Annotated in this window: 14 protein-coding genes and 2 tRNA genes; 6 read left to right on the forward strand and 10 right to left on the reverse strand. The window is 69.9% G+C overall.

Annotation, left to right across the window (positions count from 1 at the left end; genetic code table 11):
* Positions 1-18 precede the first annotated feature (18 nt).
* Positions 19-92: transfer RNA gene (locus QNO21_RS06795), tRNA-Pro, on the reverse strand.
* A gap of 118 nt (positions 93-210) precedes the next feature.
* On the opposite strand from QNO21_RS06795, the gene QNO21_RS06800 reads away from it, so the two are divergent.
* Positions 211-284: transfer RNA gene (locus tag QNO21_RS06800), tRNA-Gly, on the forward strand.
* A gap of 12 nt (positions 285-296) precedes the next feature.
* Here QNO21_RS06800 and QNO21_RS06805 read toward each other — a convergent pair.
* On the reverse strand, positions 297-1,604 hold the full coding sequence (locus QNO21_RS06805; protein ID WP_257519003.1) for a GmrSD restriction endonuclease domain-containing protein: 1,308 nt from the start codon (positions 1,602-1,604) through the stop codon (positions 297-299).
* A 556-nt stretch (positions 1,605-2,160) separates the two neighbouring features.
* A complete protein-coding gene (locus tag QNO21_RS06810) occupies positions 2,161-2,700 on the reverse strand; it encodes a gamma carbonic anhydrase family protein (protein ID WP_257519004.1) in 540 nt (179 codons plus the stop codon).
* Positions 2,701-2,821: 121 nt separating this feature from the next.
* On the opposite strand from QNO21_RS06810, the gene QNO21_RS06815 reads away from it, so the two are divergent.
* Positions 2,822-3,307: a Dps family protein gene (locus QNO21_RS06815; protein WP_257517045.1), complete on the forward strand. Its 486-nt coding sequence runs from the start codon at positions 2,822-2,824 to the stop codon at positions 3,305-3,307.
* Positions 3,308-3,375: 68 nt separating this feature from the next.
* Here the strand turns inward: QNO21_RS06815 and QNO21_RS06820 are convergent, their stop codons facing one another.
* From QNO21_RS06820 to QNO21_RS06845, 6 genes are read right to left on the reverse strand one after another with little or no spacing between them, the layout of a single operon-like run.
* Entirely contained in the window at positions 3,376-4,878 is a 1,503-nt protein-coding gene (locus QNO21_RS06820; RefSeq protein WP_257519005.1) for an amidohydrolase, read from the reverse strand.
* On the reverse strand, positions 4,875-5,516 hold the full coding sequence (locus QNO21_RS06825) for an FMN-binding negative transcriptional regulator (protein WP_257515974.1): 642 nt from the start codon (positions 5,514-5,516) through the stop codon (positions 4,875-4,877). The genes QNO21_RS06820 and QNO21_RS06825 overlap by 4 nt, the downstream gene beginning before the upstream one ends.
* A 27-nt stretch (positions 5,517-5,543) precedes the next feature.
* The gene (locus QNO21_RS06830) at positions 5,544-6,422 is read right to left on the reverse strand and encodes a hypothetical protein (RefSeq protein WP_257515973.1); all 879 of its coding nucleotides are present in this window, start codon (positions 6,420-6,422) and stop codon (positions 5,544-5,546) included.
* Positions 6,423-6,467: 45 nt separating this feature from the next.
* Positions 6,468-7,463 (reverse strand): Fpg/Nei family DNA glycosylase, encoded by a 996-nt coding sequence (locus QNO21_RS06835; protein WP_257515972.1) that lies wholly within the window; start codon positions 7,461-7,463, stop codon positions 6,468-6,470.
* Positions 7,463-8,008 (reverse strand): ribose-5-phosphate isomerase, encoded by a 546-nt coding sequence (locus QNO21_RS06840; protein ID WP_257515971.1) that lies wholly within the window; start codon positions 8,006-8,008, stop codon positions 7,463-7,465. The genes QNO21_RS06835 and QNO21_RS06840 overlap by 1 nt, the downstream gene beginning before the upstream one ends.
* Before the next feature lie 37 nt (positions 8,009-8,045).
* Positions 8,046-9,257: a ferrochelatase gene (locus tag QNO21_RS06845; RefSeq protein ID WP_257515970.1), complete on the reverse strand. Its 1,212-nt coding sequence runs from the start codon at positions 9,255-9,257 to the stop codon at positions 8,046-8,048.
* A 140-nt stretch (positions 9,258-9,397) separates the two neighbouring features.
* Between QNO21_RS06845 and pepN the strand changes: the two genes are divergently transcribed.
* The 4 genes from pepN to QNO21_RS06865 all read left to right on the forward strand — a co-directional run bounded on the left by pepN (position 9,398) and on the right by QNO21_RS06865 (position 15,336).
* The gene (gene pepN, locus QNO21_RS06850) at positions 9,398-11,953 is read left to right on the forward strand and encodes an aminopeptidase N (protein WP_257519006.1); all 2,556 of its coding nucleotides are present in this window, start codon (positions 9,398-9,400) and stop codon (positions 11,951-11,953) included.
* A gap of 111 nt (positions 11,954-12,064) precedes the next feature.
* Complete coding sequence (locus QNO21_RS06855) at positions 12,065-13,144, forward strand: mechanosensitive ion channel family protein (protein ID WP_257515671.1); 1,080 nt, start codon at positions 12,065-12,067, stop codon at positions 13,142-13,144.
* Positions 13,141-13,617 carry a globin gene (locus QNO21_RS06860; RefSeq protein WP_257515670.1) on the forward strand — a complete coding sequence of 159 codons (477 nt, stop codon included), beginning with the start codon at positions 13,141-13,143 and terminating at the stop codon, positions 13,615-13,617. The genes QNO21_RS06855 and QNO21_RS06860 overlap by 4 nt, the downstream gene beginning before the upstream one ends.
* Positions 13,618-13,671: 54 nt before the next feature.
* Positions 13,672-15,336 (forward strand): FAD-binding dehydrogenase, encoded by a 1,665-nt coding sequence (locus QNO21_RS06865; protein WP_257519007.1) that lies wholly within the window; start codon positions 13,672-13,674, stop codon positions 15,334-15,336.
* 9 nt (positions 15,337-15,345) lie between these two features.
* Here the strand turns inward: QNO21_RS06865 and QNO21_RS06870 are convergent, their stop codons facing one another.
* Positions 15,346-16,017, reverse strand: coding sequence for a DUF8185 domain-containing protein (locus QNO21_RS06870; RefSeq protein WP_257515668.1), 672 nt, complete (start codon positions 16,015-16,017; stop codon positions 15,346-15,348).
* Between the last annotated feature and the right edge of the window lie 77 nt (positions 16,018-16,094).

The raw sequence follows: 16,094 nt of genomic DNA on the forward strand, positions 1-16,094 counted from the left end.
TGTCTGGGGGTCGTTACGTCGGGGCGACAGGATTTGAACCTGCGGCCTCCCGCTCCCAAAGCGGGCGCTCTACCAAGCTGAGCTACGCCCCGGGCTGTGTGCACGCACGCGTGCGCTGAAACGACCCCGGGAAGTCTAGCCGACCGCGCCGTGTCCGCGCTGAGCCGGAGGTTCGACTACACTGGCGGAGGCCGCGGAGCTTTCCGCCGCGGGGATGTAGCTCAATGGTAGAGCCTCAGTCTTCCAAACTGATGGTGCGGGTTCGATTCCCGTCATCCCCTCCACTTATCAGCCCGTCATTCGCAGGCGACCCCGTCGCCATCACGGTCGAGCTTGCTGGAATATCCGGGGTCTCCCGCGTGGATCGGCGCCGCACCCGCCGCGCGGACCGCCGTGCAGTTCTCGTAATAGACGTCGGGTGCCGGTGCGGGTGCCGGTGCCGGTGCGGGTTCTGGTGCGGGTGCGGGCGCCGGCGCTGCGGGAACTGGCGCGAACGCGGACGTGACGGCCGGTTCGTCGGGGCATTCGGCCAGGACCCGGGCGATCGCGTCGTGCTCCGCCTGCGTCACCCACAATCCATAGGTCGCCTTGACGGACACCTGACGGGCGACATACGCGCAGCGGAACGCCTTGTTGCTCGGCAGCCAGGTGGCCGCGTCACCGTCGCCCTTCTGCGCATTCGCGCCGCCGTCGACCGCGAGCAGGTTGAGCGGATCGTTCGCGAACGAAGCGCGCTGGTCTGCCGTGAGGTGCTGCGCCCCCTTCTGCCACGCATCGGACAACGAAACCACGTGGTCGATCTGGACCTCTGCGGAGGTGTCCTGGCCGCGGACGAACCCGATGGTCTGCGCCGTGAAGGGGTCGGCGAGGATGCCGCTCATGACCTTGCAAGGGCCGGACTTCTCGATGTCGGTGAGGTCGCGGGCGAGAATGTCGTTGCGGGTGTCGCACCCGTTGCGGTCCACGTCCAACCACCGCTGCCCGAACTGGTCGCGGTCGTAACCGGTCTTCGACGCCCTCCCCTTCACCTCGAGAGTGGACAGCACCGCCAGCGCGGTCTGGTCCGCTGTCGCCGCGCTGTCGGCCGCGGTCGAGGCCTCGCCTTGGAACGTCGGATCGGTGATCTCTTCGTCCACGGGCTCGACGGTGACCGTGGGCTCGGGGGTGGGCGTCGGCGCGGAGGGCGTGGCGATCTGCGCTGCCACCGGCGCGTCACCAGGAAAGAACGTCGAGCTGACAGTGCCGGTGACCAGGAACATCGCCGCCGCGGCAGCGGTGACCACCCACGCGGTCCTTCGTGAGCGCAGCCGCAGCCACGTCGGCGTGTTCTTGGCCAGCGCGACGATTCCGGTGATGAGGACCGCCAGTGAGATCAACGCGAAGATCGGGGACAACAGGACCCCGACCAGCAGACCGACCACCCCGACCACCACCCAGAGCCATACCGGGAATCGTCGATCCGGCTCAGCTGGCAGCGCTGGAGGAGGCGGCATGGTTGCGAGTGGCGACGCGGGCTGCACCAGGTCCGTCCACTGGCCACCGTCCCACCAGCGTTGCTGCTGCTCGTTCTGCGGATCCATATGCCAACCAGCAGGTGTAGTCACGACACGTTCCCGTCAGTCGCATGCCGCAAGTTTGTTGGGTTTTCGCCCCAGGTCCCCATGGACTTCCCTTGTTCAGGCAACGTTTTCAAGGCTATCCGGGCCCCAAATCTCGACTGACCACAGGGATAACAAATCCATCTCTTTCATACGCTGAACCCCGTCGTGAGGGACCCGTTCGCGACCCACGGATCTCGGCACACAGAGGTCAGAACTTCCAAACTCATGGTGCGGGTTCGATTCCCGTCATCCCCTCCACTTCTGGTTCTTGTCCGCCGATGACGCGCGGACGGCGCACGCGCCGTGGCATCCGCCCATCCGTCGACTCCGTTCACCCGGAAGCGGAGATCTGCCCGGGCAAGGGCCGGATGCCGCCTACAACGCCGCATCCGGGCAGAAGTCCGCATCTCGGCGAAGCGGTCCGGGCCGCACTCACCGGCGGCGGGGCGCACCGGCGGCCGTCACCGCGCTCGACGCATCGGTGCATATTGGGCGCGTAAAGCCCCGATAGTGTCGGTTCTCGTCGCCCTGCCGGCACTGTGGCGCCGTGGTCGGACAGTCAGCCCGCGGACGTCGCGTCTCGGTGGTTCTGCAGATGCGCACGGTACACCTCGGCGTTGCGCAGCAGCTTGCCGCGTTCGTCCTCGGTGAGCTCGCGGCGCACCTTCGCGGGCACGCCGGCCACCAGCGAACCGGGCGGCACCACGGTCCCCTCGAGTACCACCGCTCCCCCGGCCACGAGGGACCCCGCACCGATGACGGCGCCCGACAGCACGACCGCGCCCATGCCGATGAGCGATCCGTCCTCCACGGTGCAGCCGTGCACGACCGCGTTGTGCCCGATCGAGACGTCGGCTCCGATGACCACGGGGTGCCCCGGGTCCACGTGTACCGAGACGTTGTCCTGCACGTTGCTGCCCGCCCCCAGCGTGATGCTGTCGCTGTCGCCGCGCAGCACGGCGTTGTACCAGACACTCGACTGCTCGCCCAGTGTCACCGCCCCGATGATCCGCGCCCCCGCCGCGACGAACGCCGAGGCGGGAACGAGCGGCTCGCGGCCGGAGACGGACAGGACGGAGGCATCATCGGCGATCGTCATGCCACGACTCTAGGGCGGCCGTCAAGCCGCATAAGCCCAGCCTCAGCTTGCTTGCGGAATAGCCCCGCCTGAGTACCGTTGCAGAAGGTGGGGCGACTCCCCGCCGATAGGAGACGACAGCATGACGAAGAATCAGATCATTCCGGCCACCGCCGCCGACCCGACCGTCGCCGCCGGCACCGCGCAGTTCCTCACGCCCGTCGTCATGGGCCTGCAGGCGCTCGTGGTCAACGGCAAGCAGGCGCACTGGAACGTGCGCGGCGCGAACTTCCAGTCGATCCACGAACTCCTCGACACGGTCGTCGAGCACGCGCAGGGCTGGTCCGACGAAGCCGCCGAGCGCATCGTCGCCCTGGGCCTCCCCATCGACGCCCGCCTGACCACCGTCGCCCAGAAGGCCAAGCCCACCACCGTGCCCGCCGGGTTCACCCCGTGGGACGCCATGGTGCGCAGCGTGCTGGCCGACATCGACGGCATCCTCGTCGATGTGCAGGCCGCGATCGACGGTCTCGACGAGGTCGACCTCACCAGCCAGGATGTCGCCATCGGCATCAAGGCGGGCCTGGAGAAGGACCGCTGGTTCCTCTTCGCCCACCTCGCCGAGTAATCACGTCTCCACGAAGCCCCGGCCCGCGAGGGTCGGGGCTTCGTCGTGTCAGGCGCTGTCCGGCGGTGTCAGGCGGAGACGTGCGTGAGGCGACCGGCGATCATGGTGGCCGCAACCTGCATTCCGCGCATCGTCTTCTCGTCCGCCGTCAAGGGGTCGTGGGCGACGACGGCCAGGTCGGCGATGCCACCGATCCGCAGCGCCGAGCCGCCGGAGGAGCCGTCGGCGGTGGATGCCGCGAGAGCGGTGGCTGCATCCACCGCCTGCCCGGGCTGCCACGGCTCACGGCCGTCGCGCGTGCGGTGCACCGCGGCCGACATCGCCGCCCACGGATCCAGCGGCGAGACGGGGGCGTCGGAGCCGAACAGCAGGTTGGCGCCCGCGTCGGCCAGCGCACGCAGCGGGTAGGGCTGCGAGGTCTGGGTGGCCCAGACCGTGTCGGTCAGGTCGCGGTCGTCCAGCGCGTGCTCGGGCTGGACGCTTGCTCCCACGCCCAGCGCGGCGAAGCGCGGCACGTCGGCGTGCGCGACGAGCTGCGCGTGCTCGATCGTGCCCGTCGCGCCCGTCAGGGCGAAGGCGTCGAGCGCGTGGGTGTTCGCGATGTCGCCGATGGCGTGGATGGCGCACGAGAGCCCTCCCCCGGTCGCGCGGATCATCAGATCGACCAGTTCGTCGGGTGGGATGGTCAGCAGGCCGTGGTTCAGCGGGTCGCCGGGATAGGCGTGCGAGCACGCCGCCGTGCGGGTGCCCAGCGAGCCGTCGCTGATCACCTTGAGGGAGCCGACGCGGAGGAGCCCCGCGGGGTCGACGGCGTCACCGGTCTCGATTCCCAGGTCGAGGGCCCGCTGCAGATCGCGCGGGTAGATGCCGAACCGTGTGCGGAGGGTGTCGAAGCCGGCGGCGGCGCGCCGGGCCCAGGCGTCGGCGTTCCAGGCCATGTCGAGGTCGACGATGCCGACGACGCCGCGGGATGCCGCATCGTGCGCCATGCGCGCCACGTACGCGTCGGCGACGTCGGTGGGGACGAGGTTGAGGCGTCGGGATATCTCGAATGCCGGCTCCTCCCACAGCAATCCCGAGCCGGCCACAGGGTGACCCTCGCGACGCAGTGCGGCGGAGTTGAGCCACACGCTGTGGACGTCCGCGTTGATGAGGTAGGTGGGGACGTCTCCGGTCGCGGCATCGAGCACTTCGAGCGTCGGGGCGTCGGGCCAGAACGCGTGGCGGAACCCCGTTCCGATACGGCGGCCGTCATCGAGCACGGGGGCATCGGCCATGAGCCATGCCGCGTGGGCGGCGCTGTCTGCGTGCCCGAGGGGAACGCGCTGCGTGAGGAGCGCCCACTGCACCGCGTGCACGTGGTGGTCCCACAGACCCGGGATCAGCCAGCCGCCCTGGGCATCGAGCACGACGCCGGCGCGCGGGAGTGCACCGGCAGGGGCGATATCGGCGATGGTACCCGCCTGCAGGTGCACGTCGACCAGGTCATCGCCGAACGGGTCGGTGCGGTCCGCGCCGGTCAGCCTCGCGTTCGCGACGACGGCGACATGGTCGCCTGCGGCCCAGGTCATCTGCTGCTCCTTCGCGCGTCGAGGTCGCGACGCATCTCGCTTGCCAGGCGGGCATCGCCGTACGGGCCCGATCCGGCATCCAGTTCGCCGATGATCGTCTCGACCACGTCATCAGGCCGGTTCTGACTGAGCTTGCGTTTGGCCACGACGCGCGAGGGCGTGAGCCGGAACCCGACGGTGCCCTTCTCGAGCCGGTGCACGAAGTCGGCGTCGTTCGGCCGCTCCCACATGAGGCGCGGCTGCGGCATGCCGCTTTCGAACCTGGCCACGAGGCGATCGAGTACCGCGAGATTCTCGTCGGCCGTGAGCAGCTCGGGAACGCCGCTCAGGTGCGCGGAGATGAAGTTCCAGGTCGGCACCGCCGGGCCGTCGCCGTACCAGCCGGGCGAGATGTACCCGTGCGGTCCCTGCACGATGACCATCAGCTCGCGCTGCCCCAGGCCGTGGATCAGGTCGTCGGGCTTGCCGACGTGCCCGACGATCGTGAGATCCTCGCGCGAGTCGTCGAGCAGCACGGCATAGTGCGAGGCGACGAGGCCGTCCGGCGTGCTGCTGACGAGCGTCACCCACGGGTTCTGGTCGATGAGCCGGCGCAGCTCGGCGGTGTCGCCGAGGACGAAGCTCGGGTTCTGGCGCATTCCCTCAGCCTATTTGGGGTGGAACCGTCAGGTGTACGACTCCACCCGCTCCACGGGCAGGCCCGACCGCCAGGAGTTGAGCGCCAGCGCCACGGCGATGGCCATGAGCGCGATGCCGATCCCGAGGGCGCCGAACCCGTAGAGCGGGCTCTGGAGATGCACCCCGAGCGGGCTGAGTCCGAACGCGGCGCCGGCGAAGCCGGCGATCCCCAGTTCCGCGCGCCAGATGTGCGAGAACTTCCGCCACCACAACTGCGCGTGGGACCCCGGAATGATGCTGTCGGCGTTGCGCGACAGTGATCGGTTGTACGTCAGTTTCTTCAACAGGGACACAGCGACCATGGCGGCAATCGCACCCGTGACCACGGCATACACGGTCACGGTGTACCAGAAGTACATCCCGCCGCTCGCCCCCCAGCCGCTTTCGGCCTGGCTTTGAGCGTCCCGGACGACGGGCACCACGACGACGAGGACCCACGCCGCCACAGCGAGGCCCGCGAAGACGATGTGAAGGAGCACGCTGATGGGGCGGAGCTCGACGCGGGTGAACCCGCCTTCGAAGAGGGCCCCGCCGCCCAGACCCCAGCGACCACGGACGGCGAACTGGCCGAAGATGAATCCCGTCAGCGACAGCAGCGTCAGCAGGAAGGGGGTGGCGATGGCCATGACGGTGTCCTCGAACACGTCTCCGATGACGCCACCGCCGGCTGTGTAGATCAGCAGCCAGGCGACCATCCCGACGGCAGCCGCGAGCGCGAGTGCACCGACGAGGTTGCCGACGACGGCGACGACCTTTCGCGTGGTGGCGATCGAGCCGGTCGTGCGTCGGCCCTGCGCGTCCCGCGGACGCGAGGCGGGCGTTTCAGAACGGTTGCTCGGTTTCTTGCGCTTCTTGGTTTTGGGCACGCGTGACTCCTTCGTCAGGGCCACAGGGGCCTGGTGGCGTTGTTCTCAGGCCTGGCAGGAAGGGCACCAGTAGAGCTTGCGCGCGGCCATCTCCTCGACCACGATCGCGGTGCCGCACACGCGGCACGGCAGCCCCGCGCGGTGGTAGACCCAGTGCCGATCGTCGCGGGAGGCCATCGCCTTGCGGTAGTCCTCCGGCGCCAGGTCGTCCATCGTCATCATCTGCCCGGTCTCGACGCCGATGGCCAGCAGACGCACCCAGTCGCGCCACAGTGCACGCACCGTCTCCTCGGGCACCTCCCGGCCGGGCGTGTGCGGGTTCTGGCGGGCACGGAACAGCATCTCGGCCCGGTACACGTTGCCGATGCCGCTGACGACGTTCTGGTCCATGAGCAGCTGCCCGATGGGGGTGGGCTTGCGGCGCACCGTGCGGGTGAAGCGCTCCTCCCCCTCGGCCACGTCGCCCACGAGCGGGTCGGGGCCGAGCTTCGCGACGGTTGCGAGCATCTCGTCGGTACTCTGCAGCTCGCACGCGGTGGGACCGCGCAGGTCGGCGCAGGTGATGTCGGTCATGAGCCGCAGGCGCACCTGGCCGACCACGGGCGGGGGCCACTCCAGGTCGTCCCCCAGGCCCGTCGTCTGCTCCGACATGCGCACGTGAACACGGGTGCGCCGCGGCGCGCCGATCGATGACAGGGAGTTCTCCCCAGCGGCATCCAGGATCGGCTCGTCGCCGAGCACCGTGCCGCGCTGGTTCGTCTGTCCCATGCGTCCGTTGGCGGAGGCGATCGTCGGGTCCACGAGGATCTCGCCGGCGAAATCCCACGCGCCGTAGAGACCGAGGTGCACGCGCAGCCACAGGTCGTCGAAGGCGAGGAACATCTGCTTGCCGACCGCCCGCGCTTCGGTCGGCGTGCGGCCGTCGAGCACTGCGGCACCTTCGGCGAACCGCCCTTGCGGGCTGGATGCCGCTACCGTCCGCCCGACGAAGTTGCGCTGGAACTGGCGGGCGATGCGGTGGACGGAATGGCCCTCGGGCATCAGCCCGCTTCCGGGTCGAAGCTGCTGTCGTCGGCGGCCAGCACGTCGGGCTGAAGCCCCGGCGCGCGGGGGTCCGGCTCGAGCGTGCCGTCGGTCTCGAACGCCGCCAGCTGCGCGATCCGCCGCGCGTGGCGCTCCTCGCCCGAGAAGGGCGTCGCGATGAAGCGGTCGATGAACGCGGCCGCCTCGTCGAACGTGTGCTGACGGGCGCCGACGGCGATGACGTTGGCGTCGTTGTGCTCACGGGCCAGTTCCGCGGTCGCGATGCTCCACACCAGGGCCGCCCGCACACCGCGCACCTTGTTGGCGGCGATCTGCTCGCCGTTGCCCGATCCGCCGAAGACCACGCCCAGGGCCTCGACCCCGGCCTCCTGATCGCGCACGACGGCTTGTGCAGCCCGAATGCAGAAGGCGGGATAGTCGTCCTGCGCGTCGTACTCGAGCGGGCCGTGATCGACGAGGTCGTGACCTTCTGCTGCGAGGTGATGCTGCAGCTGGGTCGAGAACTCGAGGCCGGCGTGGTCGGTCGCGATGTGGATGCGCATGGTCAAGATCCTAGGGTCGGCGCTCGGTGGCGGCGGGTCAGGGCGCGATGCCCGCGGCTGCCGGTTTGAACCCGGCGCGGACGTTCTCGCAGCAGGCGGGACGGCAGACGTCGAACCACGGCCCGAGCGCGGTACGGTGCGGCCGCTCGGCGGCGGGCGCTCCCTCGAGACGCTCGACGACGAGGTCGACCAGGCCCGACACGTAGGCCGGATCGACTCCCGGGGTCGGCGTGCGGACCGCGCGCAGTCCGGCCTCCTCCGCGGCCTCGATCGCCTCGGTGTCGAGGTCCCAGAGCACTTCCATGTGGTCGCTGACGAATCCGAGCGGCACGATCGCGACGGCCTTCACCCCGGCGTCGGGGAGCGTCTCGATGACGTCGCAGACGTCGGGTTCGAGCCACGGCTGCGACGGCGGGCCGGAGCGCGACTGGTACACCAGATCCCAGGGCACCGACGCCGCGTCGGGTCGCTCGGCGGCGACGTCCGTCATGATCACCTCGGCCACGGCGCGGTGCTGCGCGGCGTAGGCGCCTCCGTCGCCCCAGTCGACGTCGCGCGGGCCGGAGCGCTTCGCGTCGTCGATCGGGACGCTGTGGGTGGAGAAGAGCACCCGGATCTGCTCGGGTGCGAGACCCTCGTCGAGGAACCCGGCGACGGCCGCGAGCACTCCGGCGCTGAAGGGCGCGACGAAACCGGGGTGGTCGAAGAACTGACGCACCTTGTCGATCGTCACGACGTCGCCGAGGCCCGTCTCGGTGAGCACACGTGCGAAGTCCTCGCGATACTGCCGGCAGCTGGAGAACGAGCTGTAGGCGCTCGTGGCGACGGCGATGAGCGTGGTGTCACCGGCTGCCGCGGCATCCTGCACCGCCTGCTCCAGGTAGGGAGCCCAGTTGCGGTTGCCCCAGTACACGGGCAGATCGATGCCGCGTCGGGCCAGTTCGTCCTCGATGGCCGTCTTCAGCGCACGGTTCTGGTCGTTGATGGGGCTGACGCCCCCGAAGTGGCGGTAGTGGTGCGCCACCTCTTCGAGTCGCTCGTCGGGGATGCCGCGCCCCCGCGTGACGTTGCGAAGGAACGGGATCACGTCGTCCTGGCCCTCGGGCCCGCCGAAGCCGGCGAGCAGGATGCCGTCATAGGCGACGGGTACCTCGATATGGCGCGCACCCGATGCGGATGCGGGAGAAGCGAAGAGAACCTGGGGCTCTTCGCGCTCGTTGACGGGTCGGGCGGCGTCGGTTGCACTCACCCCTCCATCCTCCCACCGCGGTGGCGATGCTAGGGCCCGCTACAGGGTCTTTCCGGGTGGTGGCCGCTCCAGAGCGTAGGCTGAGGGATCGCCCGGCACGCCCGGGCACTGACCCACCCGAAGACCTTGGGAGAACCGCCGTGCCCGGAGAGAACCTCACCCGCATCGAGGCGCAGGAGCGCCGCGCCGTCGTCGACCCGACGGCCGGTATGTCGTACGAGATCGCGCTCGACCTCAACCGTGGTGCGGAGGTGTTCGGCTCCCGCACCACCCTTCGCTTCGCCGCCACGCCCGGCGCCGACACGTTCATCGACCTCATTGCACGCGACGTGCGGGAGATCACCCTCAACGGCCGCTCGATCGACCCCGCGACGGCGTTCGCCGACTCTCGCATCGCGCTGTCGGGCCTCGAGGCGCAGAACGAGCTGATCGTCGACGCCGACTGCCTGTACACCAACACCGGTGAGGGTCTGCACCGGTTCGTCGACCCCGTCGACGGCGAGGTCTACCTCTACTCGCAGTTCGAGGTGCCCGACTCGCGCCGCGTCTTCGCGGTGTTCGAGCAGCCCGATCTGAAGGCCACCTTCCAGTTCACCGTCACGGCGCCCGAGCAGTGGAAGGTCGTGTCCAACTCGCCCACGCCCGCGCCCCAGCGCCACGGCGACGGCACCGCCACGTGGACCTTCGAGCCCACCCCGACCATCTCGTCGTACATCACCGCGCTCGTCGCGGGGCCGTACGAGGCGACCTTCTCGGAGCTCACCAGCGCCTCGGGCCGGGTCATTCCGCTCGGCGTCTACGCCCGCAAGAGCCTCTGGCAGCACCTCGACGCCGACTACGTCTTCGACAAGACGCGCGAGGGATTCGCGTACTTCGAGGAGAAGTTCGACTACCCCTACCCGTTCGCCAAGTACGACCAGCTGTTCGTGCCCGAGTTCAACGCCGGAGCGATGGAGAACGCCGGCGCGGTGACCTTCACCGAGACCTATGTCTTCCGCAGCAAGGTCACCGACGCGGTCAAGGAGCGCCGCGTCGTCACGATCCTGCATGAGCTCGCGCACATGTGGTTCGGTGACCTCGTCACGATGCGCTGGTGGAACGACCTGTGGCTGAACGAGTCCTTCGCAGAGTGGGCGTCGACCATGGCCACCGCCGAGGCGACCGAGTGGACCGAGGCGTGGACCACCTTCAACGCGATGGAGAAGACCTGGGCGTACCGCCAGGACCAGCTCCCCTCGACCCACCCCGTGGTGGCGCAGATCAACGACCTCGAAGACGTGCAGGTCAACTTCGACGGCATCACCTACGCCAAGGGCGGTTCGGTGCTCAAGCAGCTCGCCGCGTGGGTGGGCATCGAGGAGTTCTTCGCCGGTGTCGCGGCGTACTTCAAGAAGAACGAGTGGTCCAACACGGAGCTGTCGGATCTGCTCGTCGAACTCGAGCGCACGAGCGGTCGCGAGCTGTCGACCTGGTCGAAGAAGTGGCTCGAGACGGCCGGGGTGAACACGCTGTCGCCCGAGATCGCGACGTCCGACGATGGGATCATCACGCGGTTCGCCGTGGTGCAGACGGCTCCGGCCGACTACCCCACGATCCGCCCCCACCGGCTGGGCATCGGCTTCTACCGCCTGCAGGGCGATTCGCTGGTGTGTGTGCACCACGAGGAACTCGACGTCGACGGCGACCTCACCGAGGTGCCGCAGCTGAAGGGTCTCGCGCGGCCCGACCTGGTGCTGCTCAACGACGAGGATCTGGCCTACGCCAAGATCCGCCTCGACGAGCACTCCCTTCGCACCGCCATCGCGCACCTGAAGGACATCAGCGACCCGCTGGCCCGCTCGCTGGTGTGGGGCGCGGCCTGGGACCAGACCCGCGACGGTGAGACGGCCGCCAGTGACTACGTCGACCTCGTGCTGCGCAACATCGGCAGCGAGACCGAGTCGACCACCGTGCGCACGACGCTGGGGCAGCTGCAGCTCGCCGCCAACTCCTACGTCACCCCCGCCACCCGCGAGGCAACGCGCGCACGCGTCGCCGACGGTCTGTGGAAGCTTGCGCAGCAGGCCCAGCCCGGCAGCGACAGCCAGCTGCAGTTCGTCACCGCCTTCGCCTCCGCCGCCAGTACAGCGGCGCACACGCAGACCGTGACGGCCCTGCGTGACGGCGAGACGGTGCTCGAGGGGCTGACGATCGACACCGATCTGTCCTGGCAGCTGATGGTGTCGCTCGCCGCCGCCGGCGCGGTCACCGCCGAGGACATCGACGCCGCGCTGGCCGCGGACAACACGGCCAAGGGCGGAGAGTTCGCTGCGCAGGCGCGCGCCGCCCTGCCGACCCTCGAGGCCAAGCGCGCCGCGTGGGCGTCGCTGATCGACCAGGCCGACGCGCCGAACACGATCGTGCGCGCCGCCGCGGCCGGTTTCGTGCACCCCGCCGGACGTGAGCTGCTGTCGGAGTTCGTCGCCCCCTACTTCGACATGCTGCTGCCGATCTGGGAGTCGCGGACCTACCAGATCGCCCAGTACCTCATCGTCGGGCTGTACCCCGCGCCGCTCGCCGACGTGGCGCTGCGTGACGCGACCCGTTCGTGGCTCGCCGATCACCAGGATGCGCCGCCGGCGCTGCGGCGTCTGGTCGCCGAGAACCTCGCCGGAGTCGAGCGCGCGCTCGCGGTGCAGGAACGCGACGCCGAGTAGCAATCCGAGCATGTTCTGACGCCCCGATGCCGCGATGCGGCGCCGGGGCGTCAGTGCGTCCAGGCGTGTGCACACAGCCCGTCCGGATGCGGGATGGGTAGGCTTGGTGCGATGGATGACCCGACGAATCCCGACTTCTGGGCGCAGGTGCTCAAGTGGCTCATCGAGGCGGGTTGGAACCTGCTCACCGTCGCGCTCATCCTCGTGGGCGCGGTTCTGGCGTCGTGGGTGCTGCGCATCTTCATCCGTCGAACGGTGAACCGCATCGTCTCGGGCGCGAAGAGCAAGGCGCGGGTCGACGACACGCAGGCGCTCGAACGCTCGCCGCTGGCCCAGGTGCGGCTCGTGCAGCGCACCCGCACACTCGGCACGATCCTGCAGAACATCGTCAACGTTGCCATCGTCATCATCACCGTGCTGCTGATCGTGCAGGTTCTCGCCCCCAACACCCTCGGCTCGTTCGCATTGCTGTCGGCCGCCATCGGCGCCGGGTTGGGTTTCGGCGCCCAGAACATCGTCAAGGACGTGCTCAACGGCATCTTCATCGTGGCCGAGGACCAGGTCGGCATCGGCGACGTCGTCGATGTGGGGCTCGCGACCGGGGTCGTGGAGTACGTCTCGGTGCGCGTCACCCACGTGCGCGACGTCAACGGCACTCTCTGGTACGTGCGCAACGGCGAGATCACCCGCATCGGCAACATGTCGCAGGGCTGGTCGCGCGTCATCATCGACCTCGCCGTTCCCGTCGACGCCGACGTCGACGCGGTCGAGAAGCAGATGCTCGCTGCGGCCAGGAGTCTGCAGAAGGACCCGAAGTGGCGCACCCGCGTGCTCGAGGACCCCGAGGTCTGGGGTCTGGAGTCCGTCAGCGGGGAAGCGCTCGTGATTCGCCTGGTGATGAAGACGCGGCCCAACGCGAAAGACGACGTGGCCCGGGAGTTGCGCATGCGGCTCAAGCACGCCATCGATGAGATGGGGCTGACACTCCCCCACCTGAACTCCATCACGCTGACCGGCCCCGAGGGCGCCCAGCGCGTGCGCGGCGCCAACCCGCCGATGACGAGGCCCAACCCGGTGTCGAACGATGCCCGCCCGACGTGGAAGCCCAAGCGCACCGGCAAGTCCGGCAGCGGGTCGGGCGACGGCGACGGCTCGGCGCCCCCGCCCTCCGACGAAGAGACGAAGAAATGACGGATGCCGCACCCCGCTCGTTCTACGACGAGGTCGGCGGGCACGAGACGTTCGTCCGGCTCGCCGCGGTCTTCTACCGCGAGGTCGCCGAGGACGATGTGCTGCGCCCGATGTACCCCGAGGTCGACCTCGAACCCGCCGCGCGTCGGCTGGAGATGTTCCTCGCCCAGTATTGGGGCGGCCCCAGCACATACAGCCAGGAGCGCGGTCACCCGCGCCTGCGCATGCGGCACGCCCCCTTCCATGTGAACCCCGACGCCCGGGACCGGTGGCTGGCGCACATGCGCGTCGCCGTCGACGAGCTCGGCCTGTCGCCCCTCCACGAGGCGACCCTGTGGGAGTATCTCGACAGGGCGGCGCACGCCATGGTGAACACGTTCGAGCCGACGGGGATCGGTCCGGCACCGGCCGGCCGCGAGGCGACGGGTCTCTCGGTGGTCGCGCGAAGGCCCGAAGGAAACACGGCGGGCTGAGCGCCGAGGCAGACACGCCGGGCTGTGCGCCCGGCCGACGACGAAGGAGTCGCCATGACCACCGCCACCATCCGCGCCGACGTGCTGGTCATCGGCTGGGGCTTGTCGGGCCTCGTCGCGGCCAGTGAAGCCGTCGCCGCCGGCAAGCACGTCGCCATCGTCGACCAGGAGCCTCGCACCAACCTCGGCGGGCAGGCGTGGTGGTCGTTCGGCGGGCTGTTCTTCATCGACTCCCCCGAGCAGCGCCGTCTCGGCATCCGAGATTCCTTCGACCTCGCCCGGCAGGACTGGCTGGGCGCCGCCGGCTTCGACCGCGAGGAGGACGTGTGGGCGCGGCGGTGGGCGGAGGCGTACCTGCACTTCGCGCACCATGAGAAGCGTGCCTGGCTGCGACAGAAGGGGCTGGGCTTCTTCCCCATCGTGGGATGGGCCGAGCGCGGCGGCTACACCGCGACAGGACCGGGCAACTCCGTGCCGCGCTTCCACATCACGTGGGGCACCGGGCCGGGGGTCGTGGCGCCCTTCCAGGCTGCGCTCGAAGAGGCGGAGCGGCAGGGCAGGCTGACGATTCTGCCGCGGCATCGGGTCACCGCGCTCACCGTCGCGGACGGCGTCGTGACCGGTGCCACCGGCGACCTGCTCGCGCCATCCGGCGCGGCGCGCGGCACGGCCACCTCGCGTGAGGTCGTGGGGGCGTTCGAGATGACGGCGGGCGCGACGATCGTCACGTCCGGCGGCATCGGAGGCAACCACGAGCTCGTCCGCCGACGCTGGCCGGAACGGCTCGGCACCCCGCCCGTATCGATGATCGCGGGGGTCCCCGCCTACGTCGACGGTCACATGCTGGCGGTGGCGGAACAGGCGGGAGCGCGCGAAATCAACGGCGACCGCATGTGGCACTACGTCGAAGGCATCCAGAACTTCCGGCCGGTCTGGCCGCAGCACGGCATCCGCATCCTTCCCGGGCCGTCGTCGATCTGGCTCGACGCGACGGGCCGGCGTCTGCCGGTGCCGCTGTTCCCCGGCTTCGACACGCTCGGCACCCTGGCCCACTTGCGGCGCACGGGGTACGACCACTCGTGGTTCGTGCTGTCGCGCAAGATCATCGAGAAGGAGTTCACACTCTCGGGAAGCGAGCAGAACCCCGATCTCACGGGCAAGGACGTGCGACTTCTGGTCTCGTCGCGGCTGGCCAAGGGCACCGCCGAGCCCGTGCAGGCCTTCCTCGACCGCGGCGCCGACTTCGTCGTACGCGACACCCTCGATGACCTCATCGCGGGCATGCGCGACCTTCCCGGCGGCGAGGTCCTCGATGCCGCGCGGGTGCGCACCGAGGTCGAGGCGCGCGATCGCGAGATCGAGAACGACTTCACCAAGGACGCGCAGATCGCCATGATGCGCTCCGCGCGCGCTTTCCGCGGCGACCGCCTCGTGCGCACCGCCACACCCCACCGGATCCTGGATCGGTCCGCAGGTCCCCTCATCGCAGTGAAGCTGCACGTGCTCACCCGCAAGTCGCTGGGCGGCATCCAGACCGATCTGCAGTCGCGTGCGCTCGCGGCCGACGGGCAGGTCGTGCCGGGGCTCTACGCGGCGGGCGAGGCGAGCGGTTTCGGCGGCGGTGGCATGCACGGCTACCGCGCGCTCGAGGGGACCTTCCTCGGCGGATGCCTCTTCTCGGGGCGCGCCGCCGGACGGGCGGCTGCCGCAGCGGTCTGAATCCGCCGCTCAGGCCCTCGCGCCGGTCGCGCGGACGGGCGTGAGCCCGGCCTTCACCGGACCGCGCACGAGCACGTGGCCGCGGCGCAGACTCAGACGCGTCCACGGCCCGGCGGTGCGCAGCTCGACCGTCTCGGCCCCGCCGATGAAACCGAGGCCGAACGCGGCGAACGCGACGCCCAGCGGCAGCCCGGCCATGGCGGCATCCTGTGCGCCCCACACCGACGCGCGCACGGCGCGCACGGCGTCGTCACCGGCATCTCGCGGCACCGACTCGGCGACGGCGGCGATGCCCCACTGGGCGCGGGTGGCGATCGTCGCGGCATCCAGCGTGCCGGCGGCGTCCCAGCCGCCGCGGGGCGGGGCGACGCCCGCCCACGGAGCCGACACCGCGGCGTCGGGGAGTGTGAGGGCGAGGGGGTCGTCGGAGACGACGAGAGTCGCGGCATCCACAACGATGTCGGTGAGCAGTTCCGGATCCACCGTCGAGGCCCGAAGTCCCAGCACCGTGGGGGTGGAATCGAGCAGTCCGCGGGGGGCCAGCGGCGCGCAGGTCATGACGAGCGTTCCGGATGCCGCCTGCAGCCGCACCGCACCGTCCCCCATCCGCGACGCGCGGGAGGCGAAGGTCGCTGCGTCGGTCGCGGCGCGGTGATCGGGGAAACGGAGGTGGTGCGGCATCGGCTTTAAACTACCAAGCGGCGCTGTGCGCGCCGCGCAGACAGGAGTGAAGTGCCCGATTCGTCCACCGATCCCGT

The organism is Microbacterium sp. zg-Y818 (genome assembly GCF_030246905.1).
Lineage (GTDB): Bacteria > Actinomycetota > Actinomycetes > Actinomycetales > Microbacteriaceae > Microbacterium.